Origin of the sequence: Alteribacillus sp. JSM 102045, assembly GCF_041949975.1 — a bacterium.
GTDB lineage: Bacteria > Bacillota > Bacilli > Bacillales > Marinococcaceae > Alteribacillus.
In genome coordinates this window covers 1-19,683 of the sequence record NZ_JBHFQG010000053.1, presented here as the reverse complement: position 1 = coordinate 19,683, position 19,683 = coordinate 1, and the positions used below count along the sequence as shown (strand labels likewise).

Genomic DNA, 19,683 nt, shown 5'->3' with positions numbered 1-19,683 from the left:
TGGAAAGTGACCTTTTGGTTACTCATAAAAAAATCGCCTTCTTTCGTTAATGGGTTGTGGTGACTTCATTATACCGAAAGAGGCGATTTTTTTGTATGTTAAATAGGAAAAAGGGGCTGTCAAAAGGGATTTTTTCATAACCTTTTGATACAGCCTTATTTTTTCTTTTTAATTGTTATTTTATTTCGCGTCCCATTCTTCGTCTGTAGGCGGTGAGGTTTTTTTAATAAAGAAAGATATGGCCAACGCCCCAGCAGATAGAATAAAAATGACAAAGAATGCAACTTTTACACCAAATATATCTGGGTGTTCGACGCCTGTGTTTGTTTTTGCAATATACTCAGTAGTAGTCATGGTGGTCACGAGAACGGCGGTACCGACAGAGGCTGCTAACTGCCGCATCGTATTTGTCATCGCCGACCCGTGTGGAATAAGCTTCGGCGGCATTTGATTGAGGCCGGCAGTGTTTACAGGCATCATGACCATAGAAAAACCGAACATCCGCACAGCGTAAGCAGCCATCAGATAAAAAGGCTTGTTGACGTGTCGACCAGTACAAAAGAAAATGTAGCCGCAGACATAATGATCAACCCGGTAATAGCGAGAAAACGAGCACCTATTTTGTCAAAAATACGGCCGGTAATAGGAGCCATAAGACCTGCCAACAGAGCACCAGGAAACAAAACGATACCAGATTCCATAGCTGAGAAACCCCGCATCGTCTGCATATATAAAGGAATTAACGTTTCGAGGCCGATCAGTCCCAAAAATCCAACCATCCCGATAATCGTAGAGATCGTAAAAATACGCAGTTTAAAGACCCGAAATTCAAGCATAGGATGATGCATGCTCAATTGGCGCCTAATAAATAAAAAATACAATAGCAATGGAACCAATAAGGAGCACACTTATGGTTAATGGGCTGCCCCAGCCATTGTTGCCGGACTCGTAAACCCATAAAGCAATCCCCCAAACCCAAGCGAAGATAAAATGATCGAAAGAGGATCAACTTTTGGATGTTTTAACTCTGTCACGTTTTTCATAATGTAGTAAGAAATAATAATCATTAATATGGATAAGGGTAAAATAAACCAGAATAAATAACGCCAATCATAGTTGGCGGTCATCCATCCAGATAATGTAGGGCCTATGGCCGGCGCAAACGAAATAACAAGACCGATATACCCCATAGCAGTTCCGCGTTTTTCCACCGGAAAAATAAGAAGGAAAACCGTTTGCATTAATGGAAGCATAACACCTGCACCGGCCGATTGAATGATTCTCCCTAAAATCAGCACTGGAAAATTGGTGGCAACACCTCCGATCAGGGTTCCAAACGCAAATACACTCATTGCTGCAATAAACAGCTGTCTCGTTGTAAATCGTTCAATCAAAAAAGCTGTGATCGGTATCATAATACCGTTTACAAGCATAAAGACAGTCGTCAGCCATTGTCCTGTATTCGCCGTAATATTCATTTCTTCCATGATCGGCGGAATTGCTGTAATCATCAGCGTCTGATTCAGCACGGCCACAAAAGAACCTGAAAGCAATAAGGCTGCGATTAATATTTTATTGTAGTTCTGTGACATAGGCACCGCGCCTCTTTCTATGTAAAAACGAAATTAATAACATTTCGGGAAACTAATAGAAATTTATACGCTTTCCAGGATGCAGTGACAAATAAGAAGACTAATAGTTTGAAAAAGAGGAAGGAAGGCTCAAGTCAAATGGTAACGTTTGCTATCGACATTTATCTATCACCGTAAATGGATTTTACACATTAAATCTTAAATGAAAAGCTTACCCCTCTACAGCTTTCGAGGGTAAGCTTTCCGCGCCTTCTATCAATCAATTAAAATTCCTTTAAGCTGCTCCTTCTTTCCGCTGTTTGTACCCTTTTTCAATTCTATGAATATCCAACCGAATCAATAGCGAAACGATGAAAGCGATTACAATCAATGCAGTAAAAACATAGAATACAGGGATATAACTATTGGTTTGTTCTCTAATTATTGTGACAATCTGCGGCCCTAATATCCCGCCTAAAGACCAGGTTGTCAGAAGGTAACCGTGAATAGCTCCAAGCTCTTTTGTTCCGAATAAATCTCCAATAAAAGCTGGCAGATTGGAAAAACCGCCGCCGTAACAACTGACAACAATAAAAATAAGGGCTTGAAACAATAACACATTGGTTATTGTTGGAAACGACACGAACGCAATGATTTGAAAAATAAAGAAAATCATAAATACTGCAGGACGTCCAATATAATCAGAAACAGCAGCCCAGCCAAGCCGGCCTCCTCCATTAAAGAGCCCCATAATTCCTACCATTGTCGCTGCTGCTGCTGCCGATAATCCAACAAGTTCTTGTGCCATAGGAGAGGCAATTGAAATCATCATAATACCTGCTGTTGTATTAATAAGCATCATCGTCCAGAGCATCCAGAAGCGCTTAGTTTTCACAGCTTCCTTCGCGGTTAATTGAGACAAATCTTTTTTCACTACTTTTTTTCCGGAAGCAATATCTTTTTTGAATCCATCCGGCATCCAGCCTTTTGGAGGCGGTGCAATGTAGGAAGCTCCTAATATCATAACCACAAAATAACTCGCACCTAGAATATAGAATGTGGGGGTGACACCTATGGATTCAATTAAATAACCGGCAACAGGAGCTGTAATGAGCGAACCCGCGCCAAACCCCATGACGGCCATACCAGTTGCTAAACCTCTGCGATCCGGAAACCACTTGACTAAAGTTGATACGGGAGATATGTATCCCAGGCCTAAACCAAGCCCGCTCGCTAGTCCATATGTCAACAGAAAAAGTATTGGAGAATTCACTGCGACCGCCATGCCGGCACCTGCTTGTCCAGCTCCAAATAGAACAGCCGCATAAATGGCTGATTTTCTAGGTCCGTTTCTCTCTACAAAATTTCCAAAAAACGCAGCTGAGAATCCTGCAAGGGCCATCATTAGCGTGAATGCTAAAGTGATTTCTGTTGTGGACCAGCCCATCGTATCTCGAATCGGATTTGTGTACACACTGTAAGCATAAGCAGCTCCAATAGAAAGATGGATTGCTATAGCGGATAGTGCCATGAGCCATCTGTTTTTCGTTTTCATGCTGAAGACCTCCTTTTCGGAATTATACGCATTTTTCGACAACTCCCCTCACATATATTAGAGTACAGCCTATCCTTGCGCAAATCAAACAAATAGGAAAAGTAAAATAACTAAAAATATTCATAAAGTTATTAAATTTCTGTTTAATAACTTCGAAAGAATCAGTGTAGCTGACATCTCCGTTTCACAAAACAGGATGGACCTATTACTATCCACATTTATTTTATGGTAAAAATGAACATGCATAATGAATTGGAGAGGTAAATACTTTTTTCCATTCTTCCCTCACTAGCTTAATAGAGAATGACGGATAATCAGATACATGATTTACCTCAATCAAATAAGGAACTCCTTGTTTCGATAACCCTATATCAAACCCAAAATCAACCATATTTTTTTATAGGAAGCAATGTGCTTTGTCAGCTTTATAGCTAAATCTGTAACCTCTATTTTTATTTTTTCATATGAAAGAGAAGGATGGTCTTTTAAAACTTGTTTAAGAGTGTATGCCCTGGCCCCCTGCCCTATATTAGTCAACAACTGCCCATCTTTAGCAACTTTGACAAAGATCGCAGAAACCTGTCAATATCTCAAGTGATTCTTCTGAACGGATACTCTTAAATCAAATGGATTCTTTCCTCGTACTCGGCGAGATTGATCGTCTCCTGCACAATATAGGGTTCATTTATCGTTCTTATTAGTAGTTCCGGCAGCTTCTGTTTGAAAAATTTTCGTTTCCATTTATTATTTCTTTTATAATACCAACACCATTTTCTATCGGATATTTGTTCTATTTTCATAATTCCTTGTCCGACTTCTCCCCTATTCGGCTTTATCATGAGGCTTTTATACTTTCGAAGCATTTCTCTTATAGTTTTTCGGAAGCTATTTCGGTATGAGGCTGATGTTTAGACAGGAATCTATTTTTGTTTACAATTTTCCATATGTTGTATTTATAATTGTCTTCATAGTAATTAAAAAGTATTTTTCCCTCATTCATATGTGATTGTAAAACCGGTTTATACTCCGTTGAATGACCTATACGCTTGTATATTACCGATGGCACAGGCATCTTTCGTAATTGATATCCTTGTTTTTCTTTGACGTAACATTTTATATGTTTCTGTCCAGGCTTTAAATCAGATAATCGAAAAATACATAAAGAGCAATTATTTTTAACAGCGGCCTGCTCGTATAAAAAGCATTTCTTTACATTAGTCCAGTCCGCTTTAGAAATCTCCTCATATTTTATACTAAATAAAATAATTCCTATTGTTCTATTTTTTTCTATATTTCACCACCTTTTAGATTGATTCGTACGTGCTATTTCATTGTATTAATGAAGGGTTCCTTTTGTATCCTTAAAGGCCTACAGCAAGAAAATATTATATTTTTGTTTAGTAAGTGTTAAATCATCATGAAAGAAGAACAGAGAAAATAGAAGGAACGATTCCTAGCCTTTTGTCTTTTATTCGACTAAAAAAGACACCAATCGACTTAAAGGGAATGATGCTGTCACTCTAATTACCTAATATAAACATTACGCCTTTTCTCTTAATGGTCTTTTATGTTTTACATTTCTTAACTGCATGTTAATAAAAGCCTCCTATAATAAGAGTCGACATTCCAATTAACATTTGTCGAAAGGGGTAATGAGCATGAGTAACGAAAGGTCCATTGATGATTTAATTCGAAAATTAAATGAGAAAACCTTGCAAGAAGATGTGGACCGGCGGGGGTTTATTCAAGGGGCTGGAAAGATTGCTAGTTTTTCTTTAGCTATGGTGATCGCTCAATCTATGGGCGGTATGAAAGTTCAAGCTGAAGCGGATGCTGCCATAAGCTTTGATGACTATCCATTTTCTCTAGGTGTAGCTTCTGGAGATCCTCTTTCTGATGGTATTGTGTTGTGGACAAGAATTGCTCCCGACCCTCTTAACGGCGGAGGTGCACCGGATCGAAACATCCCTGTAAAATGGGAGCTTGCAAAAGATGAAAACTTTCGCAATATTGTAAAACGCGGAACAGAAATAGCAAGTCCTGATCTCGCTCACTCTGTTCATGTGGAATTAGACGGGCTGAAAGCTGACACCGTTTACTTCTATCGCTTTAAAACGGGAGATGAATACAGCCCGGTTGGAAAAACAAAGACCCTTCCGAAAAGCGGTGCTCATGTATCTAGCTTGACTTTTGCATTTGCTTCCTGTCAGCAATACGAGCACGGCTACTACACTGCTTATAAACATATGGCAAAAGAAGATCTTGATCTTGTCTTCCACCTTGGTGACTATATTTATGAATACGGTCCGGATGAATATGTTGCCAGCTCTGGGAATGTTAGAAGCCATAAGGGACCGGAAATTATGACACTCGAAGATTACCGGAACCGCCATGCGCAATATCGTTCCGATGAGAACCTGCAATCTGCACATGCTGCATTTCCGTGGGTCGTGACATGGGATGACCATGAAGTAGAAAACAACTATGCCGATGAGATTCCTGAAAACGATCAGTCTGTCGAGGAATTTATCGAACGGCGCATTGTAGCCTATCAAGCATATTACGAACATATGCCGCTGCGCCAATCCTCTATGCCAGATGGGGCCGATATGCAATTATACCGCAGCTTCTCTTATGGAGACCTTGCCGATTTTTTTGTATTGGACACTCGCCAATACCGCTCGGATCAAGCAAACGGAGATACGAGCTCTCCTCAAACATCAGAGTCCCTTGACCCGTCCCGTACCCTTCTGGGGGATAAACAGGAAGAGTGGCTTCTTGATCACCTCGATTCTTCTACTTCCAATTGGAATGTATTGGCTCAGCAAATATTCTTTGCTAAGCGGAACTATGGTCCAAGTGCGGACGATCCGTTATACAGCATGGACAGCTGGGACGGGTACACACCTGCCCGCGCACGAATTACTGATTTCGTGAACAAGAAAGACATCAATAATCTAATCGTTTTGACAGGGGACGTTCATGCCAACTGGGCTTCCAACTTGATGGAGAACTTTGATGAACCATCCTCCCGCATCTTAGGAGCAGAATTTGTCGGAACATCGATTACATCGGGTGGAAATGGAGCAGATAAACGAGCGGATACGGATCGAATTTTAGAACAAAACGAACATATTAAATTCTTTAACGATTACCGAGGCTACGTGCGCTGCTATGTAACGCCGGACCAATGGCGAACCGATTACCGTGTCCTTCCATTTGTTTCTAATAAAGGAGCAGACATCTCTACAAGAGCTTCTTTTGTGTATGAAAAAGATAAAGAAGGCTTAAAAGAAATCGACACAGCTGCGGTGCCGCAAGGGAAACCACAGTCCGATGAAGTGGAAGAAGACCGTCACAAAGCTCACCGAAGAGCTCATGAAAAACAAAAAAAGAAGAACAAAGAAAAAAAACCAAATTAAAAAGGTACACAAAGTAGGTCTTTCTCACAGAGAGGCCTCCTTTTTTAGAGGACAATTTAAATGTTTTTATTATTCATAATTTGGAAATGAATAGGACGCAGGAGGTGAAAACATGCCTAACCCTTTTGAAGCGTTTTGGAATATCTTAAAAACTTTGGTGGACACAGAACCTAAGGCTCCAATGCATGTTGGAGAAGTGATGAGCATGTGGACATATTTAACAATGATTAATGAAGCAATCAGGTGTGAAGAAATAGGACTAATAAAAATCAGATAAAGAAGTAAAAGAATTACTGAAAGATGCCAAAAAGTTATGCGAAAGCCAATCCGAAAAATTAACAAATTTTTTGCAGAAAGAAGGCATACTGCCGCCCTACGAGCAGAAAAAACCTGTTTCAGAAGCAAATGAAGTGCCGCTTGGTGTAAAGCTTACAGATGATGAAATTGCCAACGGAGTCTCATTGAAAATTGCAGCCGCTGCCACCGAATGCGCATTGGTTAATAGTCAAACCATCCGAACAGACATTATCATGATCTGGGCAGAGCTGTATATGGAAATGGAAGTGTTTGGGGCTAATACGAAAACCCTGCTGCGGAAAAGAAGCTGGTTAAAAGTTCCGCCGTATTATACCCGCCAGGTATGCCAGATTAAGGGAGCCTGTCAGCAGGACACTCCTTCCTTTCACTTTTTTTCATGATTCATCTGTTTTCTCTAAAAATATCTTTTTCTCAAACCCAATAAGTTGTTTGTCATAGTAATATACCTCAAATAAGCAGAAAATTGTTGTTGCATAAAAGCAAAACACCGTTCATATTATCCGAACGGTGTTAAAAGTAGTTTAAAAGTTAAGTTATACAATAGTTAACAAATGTCACAAAAACGTCTTTTAAAACTAAAAGGTCTGCCATAATCGTGCCCGATTTCGTTAAACTACTATTTCCGTCTACACAACATGAAAACCTTTATACATACAATGATTAAGGAGATGGGTTAAGTCTCAATGATAATAACAAAGAGGGAGGAATTTGATATGTCTTTTGTTTCCAAAAGACCAAGAGTGGACGACTTCACTTTAATCGTTGTTCTGTTCATTCTTTTGGTTATTGTTGGTACTGCATTTGTGAAATGGTAAATGCAGACAGCGATAATGACTGAACGATTACCACAACGGCATTCCCTCCTTTTATAAAGGGGATAAGGAATATTCCTTTCCCCTTAAATCTCAAGAGGACTTGACATGGATCCTCTCACATAATTCCCAAGCCAAAAAGTATTCGTTGAACACCTATAAAAGTTCAAGCATAACCAAACATAATAGTATTTGCAGATTCATATAATTATTAAATGTAAATGAAACATTGTAGGGGGTGCTTACAATGAATACAGACATAGGCATTATAATTGTATTTCATATTGCCAGTCTCTTTTTCATTTCAGCAATTGCTAAACTTACTTCACTTAAACAATTTCTTCAGTTTGTCTTGGATTTTAACGTATTGCCAGCCCGTATAGCTATTGTCTTTGGAATGCTCATTCCGTTCTTGGAGTTCTTAGGCGCAGCCTTTTTAATGATTGAACATACCCATTTGTATGGAGGTGCTATTCTTAGCTTTCTTCTTATAACTTTCCTCTATGCTATTATTCATGTATTACAGTCTGGGGAGCAAATAAGTTGTGGTTGTTACGGTCGTTGGTTCGATTTTAAAGTAAATCAGTTTACGCTAGGGAAGGCTGTGTATTTATTATTCCTCATCATAATTACGATTATTGTAACTCCAATATATAACGGGGAATATTCAGTCTTCTTCATCGTAATGGGTATGATACTGACGCTTCTTCTTTTAGTGACAGAAAAAATGTGGCAGATTCATATTCAAACGATGGAACATTTGCATAAAAAATTAAAATAGTTGAGGTGTGTATCATAGAATCCTTTCTTTTTTACTCTGTAATTATTTTATTTTTCACACAAACGTTTTCAATTTTTGCCATTCTTCTTCTTTTTCGTCAGTTTGGAGAAGTTTACTTAAGTACACCTGAATCCATTTCTAGAGATGGGCTGTCACTAGATAAAGAAATCCCTCCTTTTAATATTTTTTCGTTCACTCAAAACAAACAAGTAAATTCTGATGAGCTTATAAAAAAGCCGACACTTATCGCTTTTATTTCTCCAAACTGCGAGCCATGTAAATCTTTGTTAAAAGATTGGAGTTTTGCCTATGAGGAATACGGTGATAATATTAACTTTGTTCTTGTACTCATCGGTCGAGAAAAAGAAGTGAAAAAGATGATAGAAAAAAATATGGTTGCTGGCGAACAATTATGGGATCATCATAAGGAGTTATTTCAAAAATTTGGCGTGCGGGTAACTCCTTTTGTTTTCGCAGTTGACCAAAATGGTTTTGTGAAAGATAAAGGGTTGTGTAGTTATAAAGAGCAAATTGATTTATTAGCCTCGGCGGTTTTGCAATAAAACATAATACATGTGGAAAAGGGGAATGAAAACATGTTAAATGCGTTAAATGGTCGAAGTAAAGTCTTCTGTGAAAGAGTTGCTAGATTAACGAATAACACACATATCAATCAGTTTACGTTAAATATGTTCAATGGTTTGATGAAATTCTCGAGGGAGGGGATAAGAGCCGATGCCTCCTATTGTGAAGTGCATCTGAATTTTGGTTCTTGCAGTTTACCAAATGGGAAATTTTGTAATGATGAATGTTGGTCAGGTTATGGGCTGACAACACGGTGTCCTGAGGGGTACCAGCCATCCCATTCTTGGGGATTTAGATATACAGGTTGTTGGTGTGATACCTATTTAGGAAGAAATATTGTCTGTTGTGACTGTACCCCATCTTATAATTCACCTTATGTACCGTCATCAGAAGATTGTGGCTGCATGCATTATCTAAGTGATTAGGGGGATAGTCGTGGAGTTGCTCATGCTTTCGGTTATATCAATCGTAGCAGGAATAACATCAATTAAAACAGCTTGAGGCATTAATGTAACCCTAGCGGTTGGCCCTCTCGGTGAGCGGGTGAAGGTGAGACATTTTTTATCAAAATCATTTCTTTATTTAATGACGAGCGCATTTTCTGGTGCACTATTTGGTTTTCTCATTTCACTTTTAGTCAATTTGGTTATGACATGGATGACAGAATTTGCAAAACTAACATTTCTTCTCATCATCGTTTTTTTATATCTATTAAAGGAATTAGGATTGATAAATATCCCAATACCACAGCATAAATGGCAAATCCCTACTTCATGGGTCAATCATTCACCACTGATCAATATGATTATTTGGGGCCTCATTCTTGGAGCGGGGGTACTCACATATAATTTTCATATAAGCCTTTTTCTTCCGTATGTGTATGTTGGTCTTTTTCTTCATCCGACAAACGGCATTTGGATTGGATTGGTCTATGGAGTAGCTAGACCTCTTCCTTCCATTGTATTAGCGTTTATTGTTTACAAAACACCTGAAAAGAAGCGACCGAATGTCATCAGTCAAATTTGGAATAAAGGGAAATCTTTTCATTTTTATCATAAGATCACACTCACGATTTTTTTCATTTTTTTGATATGTGTTATGTTTTATTGAGGAAATGCCTCAATCATCATTAGCGCTCGTTATAACGAGCATACTTTTTACCCAAAATTTATTATTTTTAATTTCATTATCCTGTAGGTAAGTGGAAATCAGTATGATCGAATATACTTATAACTTTGAGTTAAGATTGTATATTAATCGTATCCACGATGGCAGCTTTACTAGAATCATTTTCACCTACAAGTAAATTAAGAGCTTTATTAATTTAGAGAAAAGTCCAGGTTTTATCTCCCTTATTTCCATAACTCAAAACTTTTTCAAAATCCAAATAAATTTCAATATATGAAAGAGACATTTACACATCCACTAAATAATTTTTATTATAATTTTCAACATATTTCGAATAAATGTTCTGTTTACTACTCAATTTAGAAGACAAGGCTTTTAATGATTAATAACCAGTTAAATCATACGTTCGTATTTAAATTCATTCAAATCTATTTTTTTGTAGACACATTTGTAAATTACTTTGGCGTACCAAAAATCCTCCCCCTCCTCCAATCCATTATTTTCTAATATTTCTATATATTTGTACAGGCCGTACTCATTTTAAACAGTTCTGAAAGAACAAAAGCGCAAGCGCCCTGGTAAGCCTCGACAGGTAAATGTTCTCCAGGCAATAAAGGCGCTCTTTGCCTTTAATGACTGGAGGTTATTTAACCCCGAGAGGCTGGGCGCTGAATCTAGACGCGGATCAAACAATATGGAGATAGTATCCACAACTTGTAAAAACATAATTTCCTAAACAATAAAAAAGACAAAGAGATGAGCTCCCTTTGTCATTTCATATTTCATTATTACCTTCGCTGATATCTCGATTCCTGCACTTCTTTTTTGGCTTCTTCGTTTAACTCTTTTTCTTCATCTTCTTTGTACTGCCATAAACTGATATAGATTTCCAGCAGGCTCTCTTCGGGAAGGCTGTCGATGAGTGAATGGAGTTCGTCTCGAAGTGATGATGACATATAACACGCGCTCCTTCTTTCCAAATTCTTAGTGAATGGTTCCCCTTTTGCTTATTTTTCGCAGCACATTTTCATCCCCAAAGGATAAACCTCCCCCTTTTATCCACATTCCCCTTACCCTTGTTTTCAGGAATTTTAAACACTTGTTATATGAATTGTTACATAGGTCTCAGATTAATCCAATAGGGAAAACGTACTAAGGCACTTCCTTCATTTAACTCTTCACTCTTTCCCTCTAGTTTCTCGTTATTCTAGTAGAGATAATAAAGTAGAAGTTTCTCTATAGATTTCACGGACCATTGTTACCATGCAGGAAACCAAAAAAATCGTCTCTTTGGAAAAATCAAGAGGCGAATACTTAACAGTATATTTGCTGGGATGCAGTCTCAGGTGAAGCAAAAGCGGAACCGCTAAACATGAGAAACGGTAACGTGTAAATGGCGATACTGCGGATGAATCGATTCATTCGTTTCAAATTTCAACGTCCTTTCTAAAATGGAATTATTCATTGCCCTATATGAATTCCATATACCTTTCTATGTTCCCTTTCCTCTCTTACGTTTACTTGAACATAAAAATTCAAAAAAGGTCACAAAAAACAAATACTTAAATACCTTTTTTCACATCAGTATACTCGTCTGTTTAGTAATGCATAATAAGTGAGAGAGGAGGTTATTTTTTTATGGCTTTTTCAGTTTTTTTCTTAGCATCATGGCTCGTTATATCGTTATTTTTAGTAATGAAAAAAAAATTATCCATTATAGAAAATACATTCGTATTTATGGTCATTCTTGTAATCAATATTAATTGGAGCTGGATTATTGAAGAAGAGTTAAATCTCATTCAATTAACCGAAGAGGGGATGGATTTTACCGCTTTTTTGCTGTTTAGAAGCATAATCATTCCAATGATTTTAAATCTAATACACCTGTCAAACACTTTGTTAGTTAGTATTGTTTCGTTAATTATTTTGCTATTTTTAGCATTTCTTTCGACAACCTTCAATATGACAAATTATATAAATTGGAATCTTGGTTACGATGCTATTTACTATATAATCCTACATGTAATCTCCTATTACACCCATAAACTCTTTCAAAAAATTTCTAACAATGAGGTGAGACATGCATGAATTTGTGGGAGAGTTTTGACACAAATGAAATATCTATACTAATTATGATTGTTGTAGCTTATACTGTTTTATTTCTGCTCCCTAAAAAATTCTCCCCTGAAATCACCCTGTTATTTTTACTATGGGGATTCAGCATTGGTGTGTTTTTTGATTTTACCATTGGCGGAGGACTCATTGATTTTTATAGGCTTAATGACTCACAACAGTATGAATTATTTGACTTTTTATATTATCTCCTATTTCCTCCATTCAGCTACTTATTCATCTATTTTTATGAATCATTAGAGATAAACAGAAAAACCTTTATAGGATACATCTTAGCTTGGGCATTGTTAGGTGTTGGCATGCAATGGATTTTCATAAACTTGGACATTATTCATTTTCAAAACGATTATCAGCTTATTTATTCATTTCCAGTATTTTTAATTTCCCAAACGGTCACTGGCCTTTATTATGAATTTGTATTTTCTAGATTCAGGGTACTCAGAAGTGATTGAATACTTTGGCACTGTTTTCTCAGATTCGATCCTTGTCTTCCTCCTTAAGTTCCCATAGCAGTGAGGTTTGAAACTCATATTTCATTTTTCCAGCAAAGGAAAAGTCTTGCAGAGCTTCCTCGACAAGACTTCTTAACAACATTTATGTATTTTCTGCTGCTTTCCTTCAGGTTTAAGACACCCCGAACATCCTTACATAAAAAAGATTTTCATTCTATTTGCTGTGTACTATCATTTTGACAACATCCCGGACATTAAATCTTATAGTATATTTAATTTCAAGGTACTCTTCTATGCCGTAATAACCGCCTTCACGGCCGAGCCCGCTGTGTTTAAACCCTCCAAATGGTGCTTGCGGAACAGATGGAAGGCCGTCATTTACTCCAACTATACCATATTCGAGTGCTTCGCTGATTCGCACCGCTCGAGATAAATCTTTGGTATAGACATAAGCAGCCAGGCCGTAGTTGGTATTATTTGCAAGTTCAATCGCTTCTTCTTCATGTTTAAATGAAGAAACAGGTGCTACCGGCCCAAATGTTTCTTCCTGCATACAAAGCATATCCTGGTTTGCCCCCGAGATAACGGTTGGTTTATAGAAAGGATGCTGCTCCTTTGCTCGTTCACCTCCACTTATTATACGGGCCCCTTTTTCTTTTGCATCCATCATTGGAAAAAGCCGTTAGCAATCCTACTTCTCCAAGTGCTTCCTTATAAGATTTTCCTTACTCTTTTGTCATGAGAGAAGCCATTTTTTCTTTGTTTTCCTGAACGAGCTGGTACCAGTGTGTCAGTAATTCTGAGTGTTCTTGTGCTGTTTTCTTTGACCAGCTTTTAAACGCTTGAGAAGCAGCATCGACTGCTGCTTCTCTTCTTTGGCACCTGCAAATGGCACCTCCGAAACTATTTCTCCTGTAGAAGGATTGGTAACTTCAAGTTTATTCAATGATTCCCCGTCCATTCTCCGTTTATATACAGCAAATTTTTCATCGTCGTCCTTCCTTTCTTGGTTTCATAAAATACTAGTTTACTTGGCTGCTGGCTGCGTTAATCGCATCTTCTAAAATATTCAGCCCTTCTTCGAGCTCTTCATCTGTAACCACGATTGGCATTAGTACTCGGATAACATTACCATAAACACCAGCAGCCAGGATGATAAGTCCCCGTTTCTGTGCTTCTTGCAGAACACGGCCTGTAAGTACTTTATCCGGCGTTTTTTCATCCCGATCGCTTACAAGTTCGAGCGCACACATTGCACCGAGTCCACGCACATCACCAATGCAGTCATACCGTCCTTTCCAATCATTGAATCTAGAAAGTACTCTATTTCCAATCGTTTGTGCCCTTTCGTTTAACTTTTCTTCTTCGATTACATCTAAAACAGCAAGTGCTGCTGCACATCCTAGAGGACTTCCACTATAGGTGCCTCCTAATTCTCCTGGATCAGCCGCATCCATTACTTCAGCTCTGCCAATAAGTCCGCTGATCGGAACACCGCCGCCCATTGATTTGGAAACCGTAATCAAGTCCGGTACTACATCGAAGTGATTAATGGAAAAATAATCTCCGGTCCTTGCAAATCCAGTTTGAATTTCATCAGCCACAAATAATATACCATGCTGTTCACAAAATGCTTGTACGCCCTGTACAAAATCTTTATCAGGAACGATAAACCCTCCTTCACCTTGTACCGGTTCAATCACTACAGCGGCCACACGATCAGGCGAAATTTCCTGCTCAATCATGTGCTTCACATTCTTTAAAGTTTCCTCGTTGTATTCCTGCTCTGATAATGAGTCAGGTTTTCTATATCCATAAGGATAAGGTGCACGATAGACTTCCGGTGCAAATGGTCCAAATTCATATTTATATGGTTTCACCTTTGCTGTCATTGACATGGTCATGAGTGTCCTTCCGTGAAATCCTCGGGAGAACGTCACAACAGCTGGACGTTTTGTATATTTACGAGCCACTTTCACTGCATTTTCAACAGCCTCTGCCCCGCTGTTTAAAAACATTGCTTTTTTGGGATGGGTTCCTGGAGCTAATTGACACAGCCTTTCTGCAATCTCTATGTATGATTCGTACATCATAACGTTGAAACCCGTGTGAACAAAGTTATCGGCTTGTCTTTTTATTGCTTCTACGATAGTTGGGTGACTGTGTCCCACATTAATTGTGCCAATCGCCCCTGCAAAATCAATAAACCAATTGCCGTCTACGTCTTCTATTAAAGCTCCTTTTGCTTGCCTGGCAAAAGCAGGCACCCCATACCCCACCCCGTCCGGGATTATGTGGTGGCGCCTCTCTAATATTTTTGCTGCTTTTTCTCCTGGCAGAGTAGTTTTCATGCTCGGATTATAAGTCTTTGCCATATGGCCTCTCCCTTTCTATACTGTGATAGCCTTTTTATTTGCAATTTTCATGCCAACATATAAAACTCCCTATTCACAAAAAAAAGATAATAAAATTTAAATCGGTTAGCCGATTTATTGTGTTTGAAAAATTATTAAATATTAAATATTGAATATTGAATAAATATTTAATTGAATTTTGTTAATTCTTTCTTTAACAAGCTCTCAAGCTTTTATTCACTTTTGCATAATTATTCCACAAAGAATAAACGTATTAAATTATCTATCAAAATCAGCTTCCTTTTTTCGTTTTTCCATTACGATCTATGTCATCATTTTCGCTGTATAGTACTTTTTTCTTGTGCCCTTCTCCCTTTTTAACAATCAGTCCGGCACGATTATTGCAAATATTATAAAAAAATTATTTATGGAGGTCATGATCAATGAAACATGCTTGGATTAATGGAAGCTGGGAAACGGGTTCCGGAAAAAAACGAACGATAGAAAACCCGGCAACCTGGGAGACATTAGCTGAATTATATGATTCTAGCAGCGAACAGGTCGACCGTGCCGTAAAAGCTGCTGAAGCTGCGTTTATGAAAACAGAGTGGCCGCGAAATCCTTTATTTCGCAAAGAGGTATTACAAAAAGCGAGTGTACTGTTACAGGAAAGGGCCGAGGAGTTTGCCGAACTAGAAACGTTGAATACCGGAAAGCCGCTGCGAGAATCTTTTATTGATATTGAAGATGCAGCAGCTTGTCTGCACTACTATGCTGGGCTTATCCCGGATGCATTAACACAAAAAAACAAATGAGAGACGGAACGACCAGTCATATTAAGAATGTTCCAATTGGTACCTGCGGCTTAATTGTTCCCTGGAATTTTCCCGTTCTCCTGGGTATGTGGAAGACTGCACCTGCGCTTGCAGCAGGTAACACGGTCATTTTCAAACCGTCTGAGTGGACCCCGCTTACATTTATTCGATTTGCTGATCTTTTAAAAGAAGCCGGACTTCCTGATGGTGTGTTTAACCTGGTGCTTGGAGACGGAAAAGTCGGCAAAGAAATCGTCGAACATGAAACGATTAAAAAGATCTCTTTTACAGGAAGTATCCCAACCGGTAAATCTATTTATTCGGCTTGCGCAGCTTCGTTAAAGCGTATTTCTCTCGAACTCGGTGGTAAATCGCCATTTATTATTTGTGAGAATATTGATGAAGACCAGGCAGCAGATTGGGCAGTCTTTGCTTCTTTGTTTAATCAGGGGGAGGTATGTGTAGCAGCCCCGCGTCTACTCATTCACCATTCTATCTATGAATCTGTAAAACAAAAACTATTAGAAAAAATAGATCAGCTCAACATCGGCGATCCTTTATCTTCTTCTGTCGATTTAGGGCCGCTAATTAGCCGAAGCCATACCCAGCAAGTGGAAGATTACATTATTGCAGGGAAAAAAGAAGGGGCTTCTCTTCTTACAGGAGGAAAACGCATAAAAACAACAGGTAATTTTCTCAGCCCTGCAGTCTTTGAAAATGTCACTCAAGAGATGTCCATTGTACAAGAAGAAATCTTTGGTCCGGTCATCACACTGCAATCTTTTATGACCGATGAAGAAGCCGTTGAACTCGCAAACGGAACAGATTACGGCTTAGCTGCTGGTATTCTTACTGAGAATTCTAAACAGGCATCCTATTTCACCGACAGACTCGATTGCGGCATTGTTTGGGTAAACAGTTATCATACGCCATATATTGAAGCACCTTGGGGCGGAATAAAAGCAAGCGGTATTGGCCGTGAGCTTGGAGTTCAGGGCTTTATCATTTCACAGAGTACAAGCATGTAAACTATAGCGAAAAATTGGCACCATTAGAATGGTACAGCTTTGAAAATCACAAGGAGGGACAATATAATGGGTGAGAAGACAGAACATTTCGGTCTAGACAGTATTAAACCAATAGCAAAGCATGAACGAAAAGTAAACTTCTTAGGTGTTTTAGCTATATGGATTGCAGCTAACTTTGTTATCACTACTATTCTCACTGGTATGTTGTTTATACCAGATATTACATTTCAGCAGGCCTTGTTTGTAAGCTTTGCGGGCTCCGCAATAGGAGCCCTTCCGCTCGCTTTCATGGGAAAAATCGGAACACGAACAGGATTGCCCACCATGGTTCTTACACGTGGGGCATTCGGGCAAAAAGGAGCCGTCCTTCCAGCCGCTTCTAATACCGTTGTTCTAGTTGGCTGGTGCTGGATTCAAGCATATATGGCAGCTCTTAGTCTTGATTATGCAATGAATTATATGTTTGGATACAGCAATATCAATTTGTTTACAATTATTACCCAAATTATTATTGTATTTATTGCTCTCTTCGGAATTCGTGGGATTGAAGGGGCTCAAAAATTTATTTCAACAGCGATGATCCTCCTTTCTTTTATTATCTTTTACAGACTGTTTAATTTGTATCAGGTTAATGACCTAGTGCAAATGCAAATAAGTGAAAACCCTGAAATGACAGTTATTATCGCATTTGATGTCGTTATTGCAACCGCCTTTTCCTGGATGTCGTCGGTGTGCGACTATAACCGTAATGCTAAAAGTGAGAAAGGAGCGGCAGTTGCTACCTATAGTGGTTATATTATCGCCTCGATGATTGCCTTAGGTTTAGGAGCTGCTGTTGGAGGATTCAGTATATTGCAGGGGATGGAACAGACCTACGATCCAACTGTACTGCTTGCTCAGCACGGTTTTGGCTTGATTGCTGCAATTATTGTCTTCTTTTCCGTTCTATCTACAAATGCCATGGCGTTATATAGTGCAAATATGTCTCTATTAAACATACTTCCTCGGACAGACTTTTGGAAACCATTACTGATTCTCGGTGCTGTCACAGTAGCCGGTGCCCTGTTAAAAGAAGCCTTAATGGCTAATTTCTTTGATTTTATTTTAATGATTGCTACCCTTTATATTCCGATTTTTTCGATTGTTTTAACAGATTTTTATATTATTAAAAAAGGAAACTATGATGCTGAAGAAATCGTATCCGGAGAAAAAAATCTTTATCAATACAACAGTGGTTTTAATATTCTTTCCTATATAGCATATATTGCAGGAGCAGGGTTTGCTCTTTATTTTACTTATGTTGCTCCTCTCTCCTTCGGCTCCTCGATTGCTACCTTCTTCGTTTCTGGTATTCTATACTGGGCGCTAATGACTTTTGCGGGAAAAACCGTTAATGAAAAGTCAGATGCTGATCCCACAAAGGATGTTGCGTTATGAGTGAGATACCCCAAATCGGAATGATACAGGATCATTTTCTGCTTGGTGATAAAGAAAGCAATGTAAACAAAATCGATCATTGGATTTCCCATTATAAAAACAGGTATCCGCATCTATCTATTGTGATGGCACCAGAGCTTTCTTTAAACGGCTATTCGTTAATCCATAATTATAGAAATGAAGCCGAAACAGCTGAAGGTCCTGGCTTTGAAGCTATCGCAGCCATAGCAGCCAAGCATAATCTCTATATCATTTATGGTTTTGCCGAGAAAGAAAACAGTTCAATGGAGCATATCTTTAACTCTGTCAATCTTATCTCTCCTTCCGGAAAAAGAGTGGACACGTACCGAAAAATTCAACTAACAAAAGAGGAAAAACGGCTCTTTAATTCAGGCTCTACTCTTTCTGTTGTGGAAACGGAAGTGGGCATTATTGGAATTATGATCTGCTGGGATTTGGCTTTTCCCGAAATCTCTTTGGAATTAGCTAAAAACCATGCCTCTTTGTTTCTTGCTCCAAGTGCATGGGAAATGCCTTATAACCATTCATTTCATCAATTCGCAGCAGCCCGTTCTTTGGATCACACGGTTTTTACAGCAGCAAGTAATCATATCGGAGAAAACACTCCCCTTCATTTCTTTGGTGAATCCGCAATCTATCGTCCAGACGGAAGTCTGCACTCACAAGGACCAGAAGATTATCCTGCTTTTGTTCAAGCAGAAATTGACTATGAATACCTAAACTATTGTGAAAGCCACTTTTATAGCATGAACGTAGAACGGTTAACCTTTTTAAAAACGTCTAGATAAAGAGTCTAGACGTTTTTATATGGGGCTGGGACAAAACCCAGTAATTAAAAAGAGTGGTACCCGCCAATACGTTGGTGAGTACCACTCTTTTTTTTAATAAAATTCTAAAATGAAGTACGCAAAAAGGATACCTTCTGATAAAGTTAAAGTAACCACACCAAAACAGTATCGGAGGTATCCTTATGTTTTATGTTTAAACATTATACCATGAATCAAGTCATTTTGCCGTTAGATTTAGAAAGAAAACTTCAAGAAAATGATATAGCCTATGCCGTCAACGATGTCGTAGAGAGTATTCCGGATGAAGCATTCACTGGATTTTTCCGTAAAACAGGCTGTCCGGCTTATCATCCGGTGAATGATGATGAAGGTAATTTTATGCGCTTATACGCAATCTGTTTTCTCTGGCAGAAAGATCGAAGGGTTATTGAAAGATAGTGTCCGAATGATGTGGTTAGCTCAAGGGTATGAACCAAGTTATCG

18 protein-coding genes and 4 pseudogenes are annotated in these 19,683 nt (G+C 38.6%); 14 read left to right on the top strand and 8 right to left on the bottom strand.

Translation table 11 applies throughout. The features are described from left to right. Positions 1-180 precede the first annotated feature (180 nt). The 4 genes and pseudogenes from ACE1TI_RS20390 to ACE1TI_RS20375 all read right to left on the bottom strand — a co-directional run bounded on the left by ACE1TI_RS20390 (position 181) and on the right by ACE1TI_RS20375 (position 3,998). Positions 181-1,592: pseudogene (locus ACE1TI_RS20390) on the bottom strand (MDR family MFS transporter). A 274-nt stretch (positions 1,593-1,866) separates the two neighbouring features. Beyond that, positions 1,867-3,126 (bottom strand): L-lactate MFS transporter, encoded by a 1,260-nt coding sequence (locus ACE1TI_RS20385; RefSeq protein ID WP_375009361.1) that lies wholly within the window; start codon positions 3,124-3,126, stop codon positions 1,867-1,869. Between the two features lie 223 nt (positions 3,127-3,349). Beyond that, positions 3,350-3,696: pseudogene (locus ACE1TI_RS20380) on the bottom strand (YheC/YheD family protein). 47 nt (positions 3,697-3,743) lie between these two features. Continuing rightward, the gene (locus ACE1TI_RS20375) at positions 3,744-3,998 is read right to left on the bottom strand and encodes a YheC/YheD family protein (protein WP_375009364.1); all 255 of its coding nucleotides are present in this window, start codon (positions 3,996-3,998) and stop codon (positions 3,744-3,746) included. A gap of 786 nt (positions 3,999-4,784) precedes the next feature. Between ACE1TI_RS20375 and ACE1TI_RS20370 the strand changes: the two genes are divergently transcribed. The 7 genes from ACE1TI_RS20370 to ACE1TI_RS20340 all read left to right on the top strand — a co-directional run bounded on the left by ACE1TI_RS20370 (position 4,785) and on the right by ACE1TI_RS20340 (position 10,154). Beyond that, positions 4,785-6,548 carry an alkaline phosphatase D family protein gene (locus ACE1TI_RS20370; protein WP_375009360.1) on the top strand — a complete coding sequence of 588 codons (1,764 nt, stop codon included), beginning with the start codon at positions 4,785-4,787 and terminating at the stop codon, positions 6,546-6,548. A gap of 112 nt (positions 6,549-6,660) precedes the next feature. Then, positions 6,661-6,825: a hypothetical protein gene (locus ACE1TI_RS20365; protein WP_375009359.1), complete on the top strand. Its 165-nt coding sequence runs from the start codon at positions 6,661-6,663 to the stop codon at positions 6,823-6,825. 16 nt (positions 6,826-6,841) lie between these two features. After that, positions 6,842-7,246: a DUF3231 family protein gene (locus ACE1TI_RS20360; RefSeq protein ID WP_375009363.1), complete on the top strand. Its 405-nt coding sequence runs from the start codon at positions 6,842-6,844 to the stop codon at positions 7,244-7,246. 333 nt (positions 7,247-7,579) lie between these two features. Beyond that, a complete protein-coding gene (locus tag ACE1TI_RS20355) occupies positions 7,580-7,681 on the top strand; it encodes a YjcZ family sporulation protein (protein ID WP_375009358.1) in 102 nt (33 codons plus the stop codon). 244 nt (positions 7,682-7,925) lie between these two features. Next, the gene (locus ACE1TI_RS20350; RefSeq protein WP_375009357.1) at positions 7,926-8,459 is read left to right on the top strand and encodes a MauE/DoxX family redox-associated membrane protein; all 534 of its coding nucleotides are present in this window, start codon (positions 7,926-7,928) and stop codon (positions 8,457-8,459) included. Between the two features lie 5 nt (positions 8,460-8,464). Next, a complete protein-coding gene (locus ACE1TI_RS20345) occupies positions 8,465-9,022 on the top strand; it encodes a TlpA family protein disulfide reductase (RefSeq protein ID WP_375009356.1) in 558 nt (185 codons plus the stop codon). Positions 9,023-9,593: 571 nt separating this feature from the next. Then, positions 9,594-10,154 carry a hypothetical protein gene (locus ACE1TI_RS20340; RefSeq protein ID WP_375009355.1) on the top strand — a complete coding sequence of 187 codons (561 nt, stop codon included), beginning with the start codon at positions 9,594-9,596 and terminating at the stop codon, positions 10,152-10,154. Positions 10,155-10,960: 806 nt separating this feature from the next. Here ACE1TI_RS20340 and ACE1TI_RS20335 read toward each other — a convergent pair. Beyond that, the gene (locus ACE1TI_RS20335; RefSeq protein ID WP_375009354.1) at positions 10,961-11,128 is read right to left on the bottom strand and encodes a hypothetical protein; all 168 of its coding nucleotides are present in this window, start codon (positions 11,126-11,128) and stop codon (positions 10,961-10,963) included. 682 nt (positions 11,129-11,810) lie between these two features. Between ACE1TI_RS20335 and ACE1TI_RS20330 the strand changes: the two genes are divergently transcribed. Then, positions 11,811-12,260, top strand: a complete 450-nt coding sequence (locus ACE1TI_RS20330; protein WP_375009353.1) for a hypothetical protein — start codon at positions 11,811-11,813, stop codon at positions 12,258-12,260. Continuing rightward, the gene (locus ACE1TI_RS20325; protein WP_375009352.1) at positions 12,257-12,757 is read left to right on the top strand and encodes a hypothetical protein; all 501 of its coding nucleotides are present in this window, start codon (positions 12,257-12,259) and stop codon (positions 12,755-12,757) included. The genes ACE1TI_RS20330 and ACE1TI_RS20325 overlap by 4 nt, the downstream gene beginning before the upstream one ends. Positions 12,758-12,971: 214 nt before the next feature. Here the strand turns inward: ACE1TI_RS20325 and ACE1TI_RS20320 are convergent. The 3 genes and pseudogenes from ACE1TI_RS20320 to gabT form a co-directional block, all read right to left on the bottom strand. Next, positions 12,972-13,421: pseudogene (locus tag ACE1TI_RS20320) on the bottom strand (aldehyde dehydrogenase family protein); the annotation flags it as partial. A 61-nt stretch (positions 13,422-13,482) separates the two neighbouring features. After that, positions 13,483-13,647, bottom strand: coding sequence for an aldehyde dehydrogenase family protein (locus tag ACE1TI_RS20315; protein WP_375009362.1), 165 nt, complete (start codon positions 13,645-13,647; stop codon positions 13,483-13,485). Between the two features lie 132 nt (positions 13,648-13,779). After that, complete coding sequence (gabT, locus tag ACE1TI_RS20310; protein ID WP_375009351.1) at positions 13,780-15,132, bottom strand: 4-aminobutyrate--2-oxoglutarate transaminase; 1,353 nt, start codon at positions 15,130-15,132, stop codon at positions 13,780-13,782. Between the two features lie 422 nt (positions 15,133-15,554). Here gabT and ACE1TI_RS20305 point away from each other — a divergent pair, with 422 nt between their 5' ends. The 5 genes and pseudogenes from ACE1TI_RS20305 to ACE1TI_RS20285 form a co-directional block, all read left to right on the top strand. Next, positions 15,555-15,926: an aldehyde dehydrogenase family protein gene (locus ACE1TI_RS20305; RefSeq protein WP_375009350.1), complete on the top strand. Its 372-nt coding sequence runs from the start codon at positions 15,555-15,557 to the stop codon at positions 15,924-15,926. Then, positions 15,869-16,954: an aldehyde dehydrogenase family protein gene (locus ACE1TI_RS20300; RefSeq protein ID WP_375009349.1), complete on the top strand. Its 1,086-nt coding sequence runs from the start codon at positions 15,869-15,871 to the stop codon at positions 16,952-16,954. The genes ACE1TI_RS20305 and ACE1TI_RS20300 overlap by 58 nt, the downstream gene beginning before the upstream one ends. Before the next feature lie 66 nt (positions 16,955-17,020). Next, complete coding sequence (locus ACE1TI_RS20295; protein ID WP_375009348.1) at positions 17,021-18,391, top strand: purine-cytosine permease family protein; 1,371 nt, start codon at positions 17,021-17,023, stop codon at positions 18,389-18,391. Then, positions 18,388-19,200 (top strand): carbon-nitrogen hydrolase family protein, encoded by an 813-nt coding sequence (locus ACE1TI_RS20290; protein WP_375009347.1) that lies wholly within the window; start codon positions 18,388-18,390, stop codon positions 19,198-19,200. Before ACE1TI_RS20295 ends, ACE1TI_RS20290 begins: the two co-directional genes overlap by 4 nt. 189 nt (positions 19,201-19,389) lie before the next feature. Beyond that, positions 19,390-19,683, top strand: a pseudogene (locus ACE1TI_RS20285) (transposase); the annotation flags it as partial.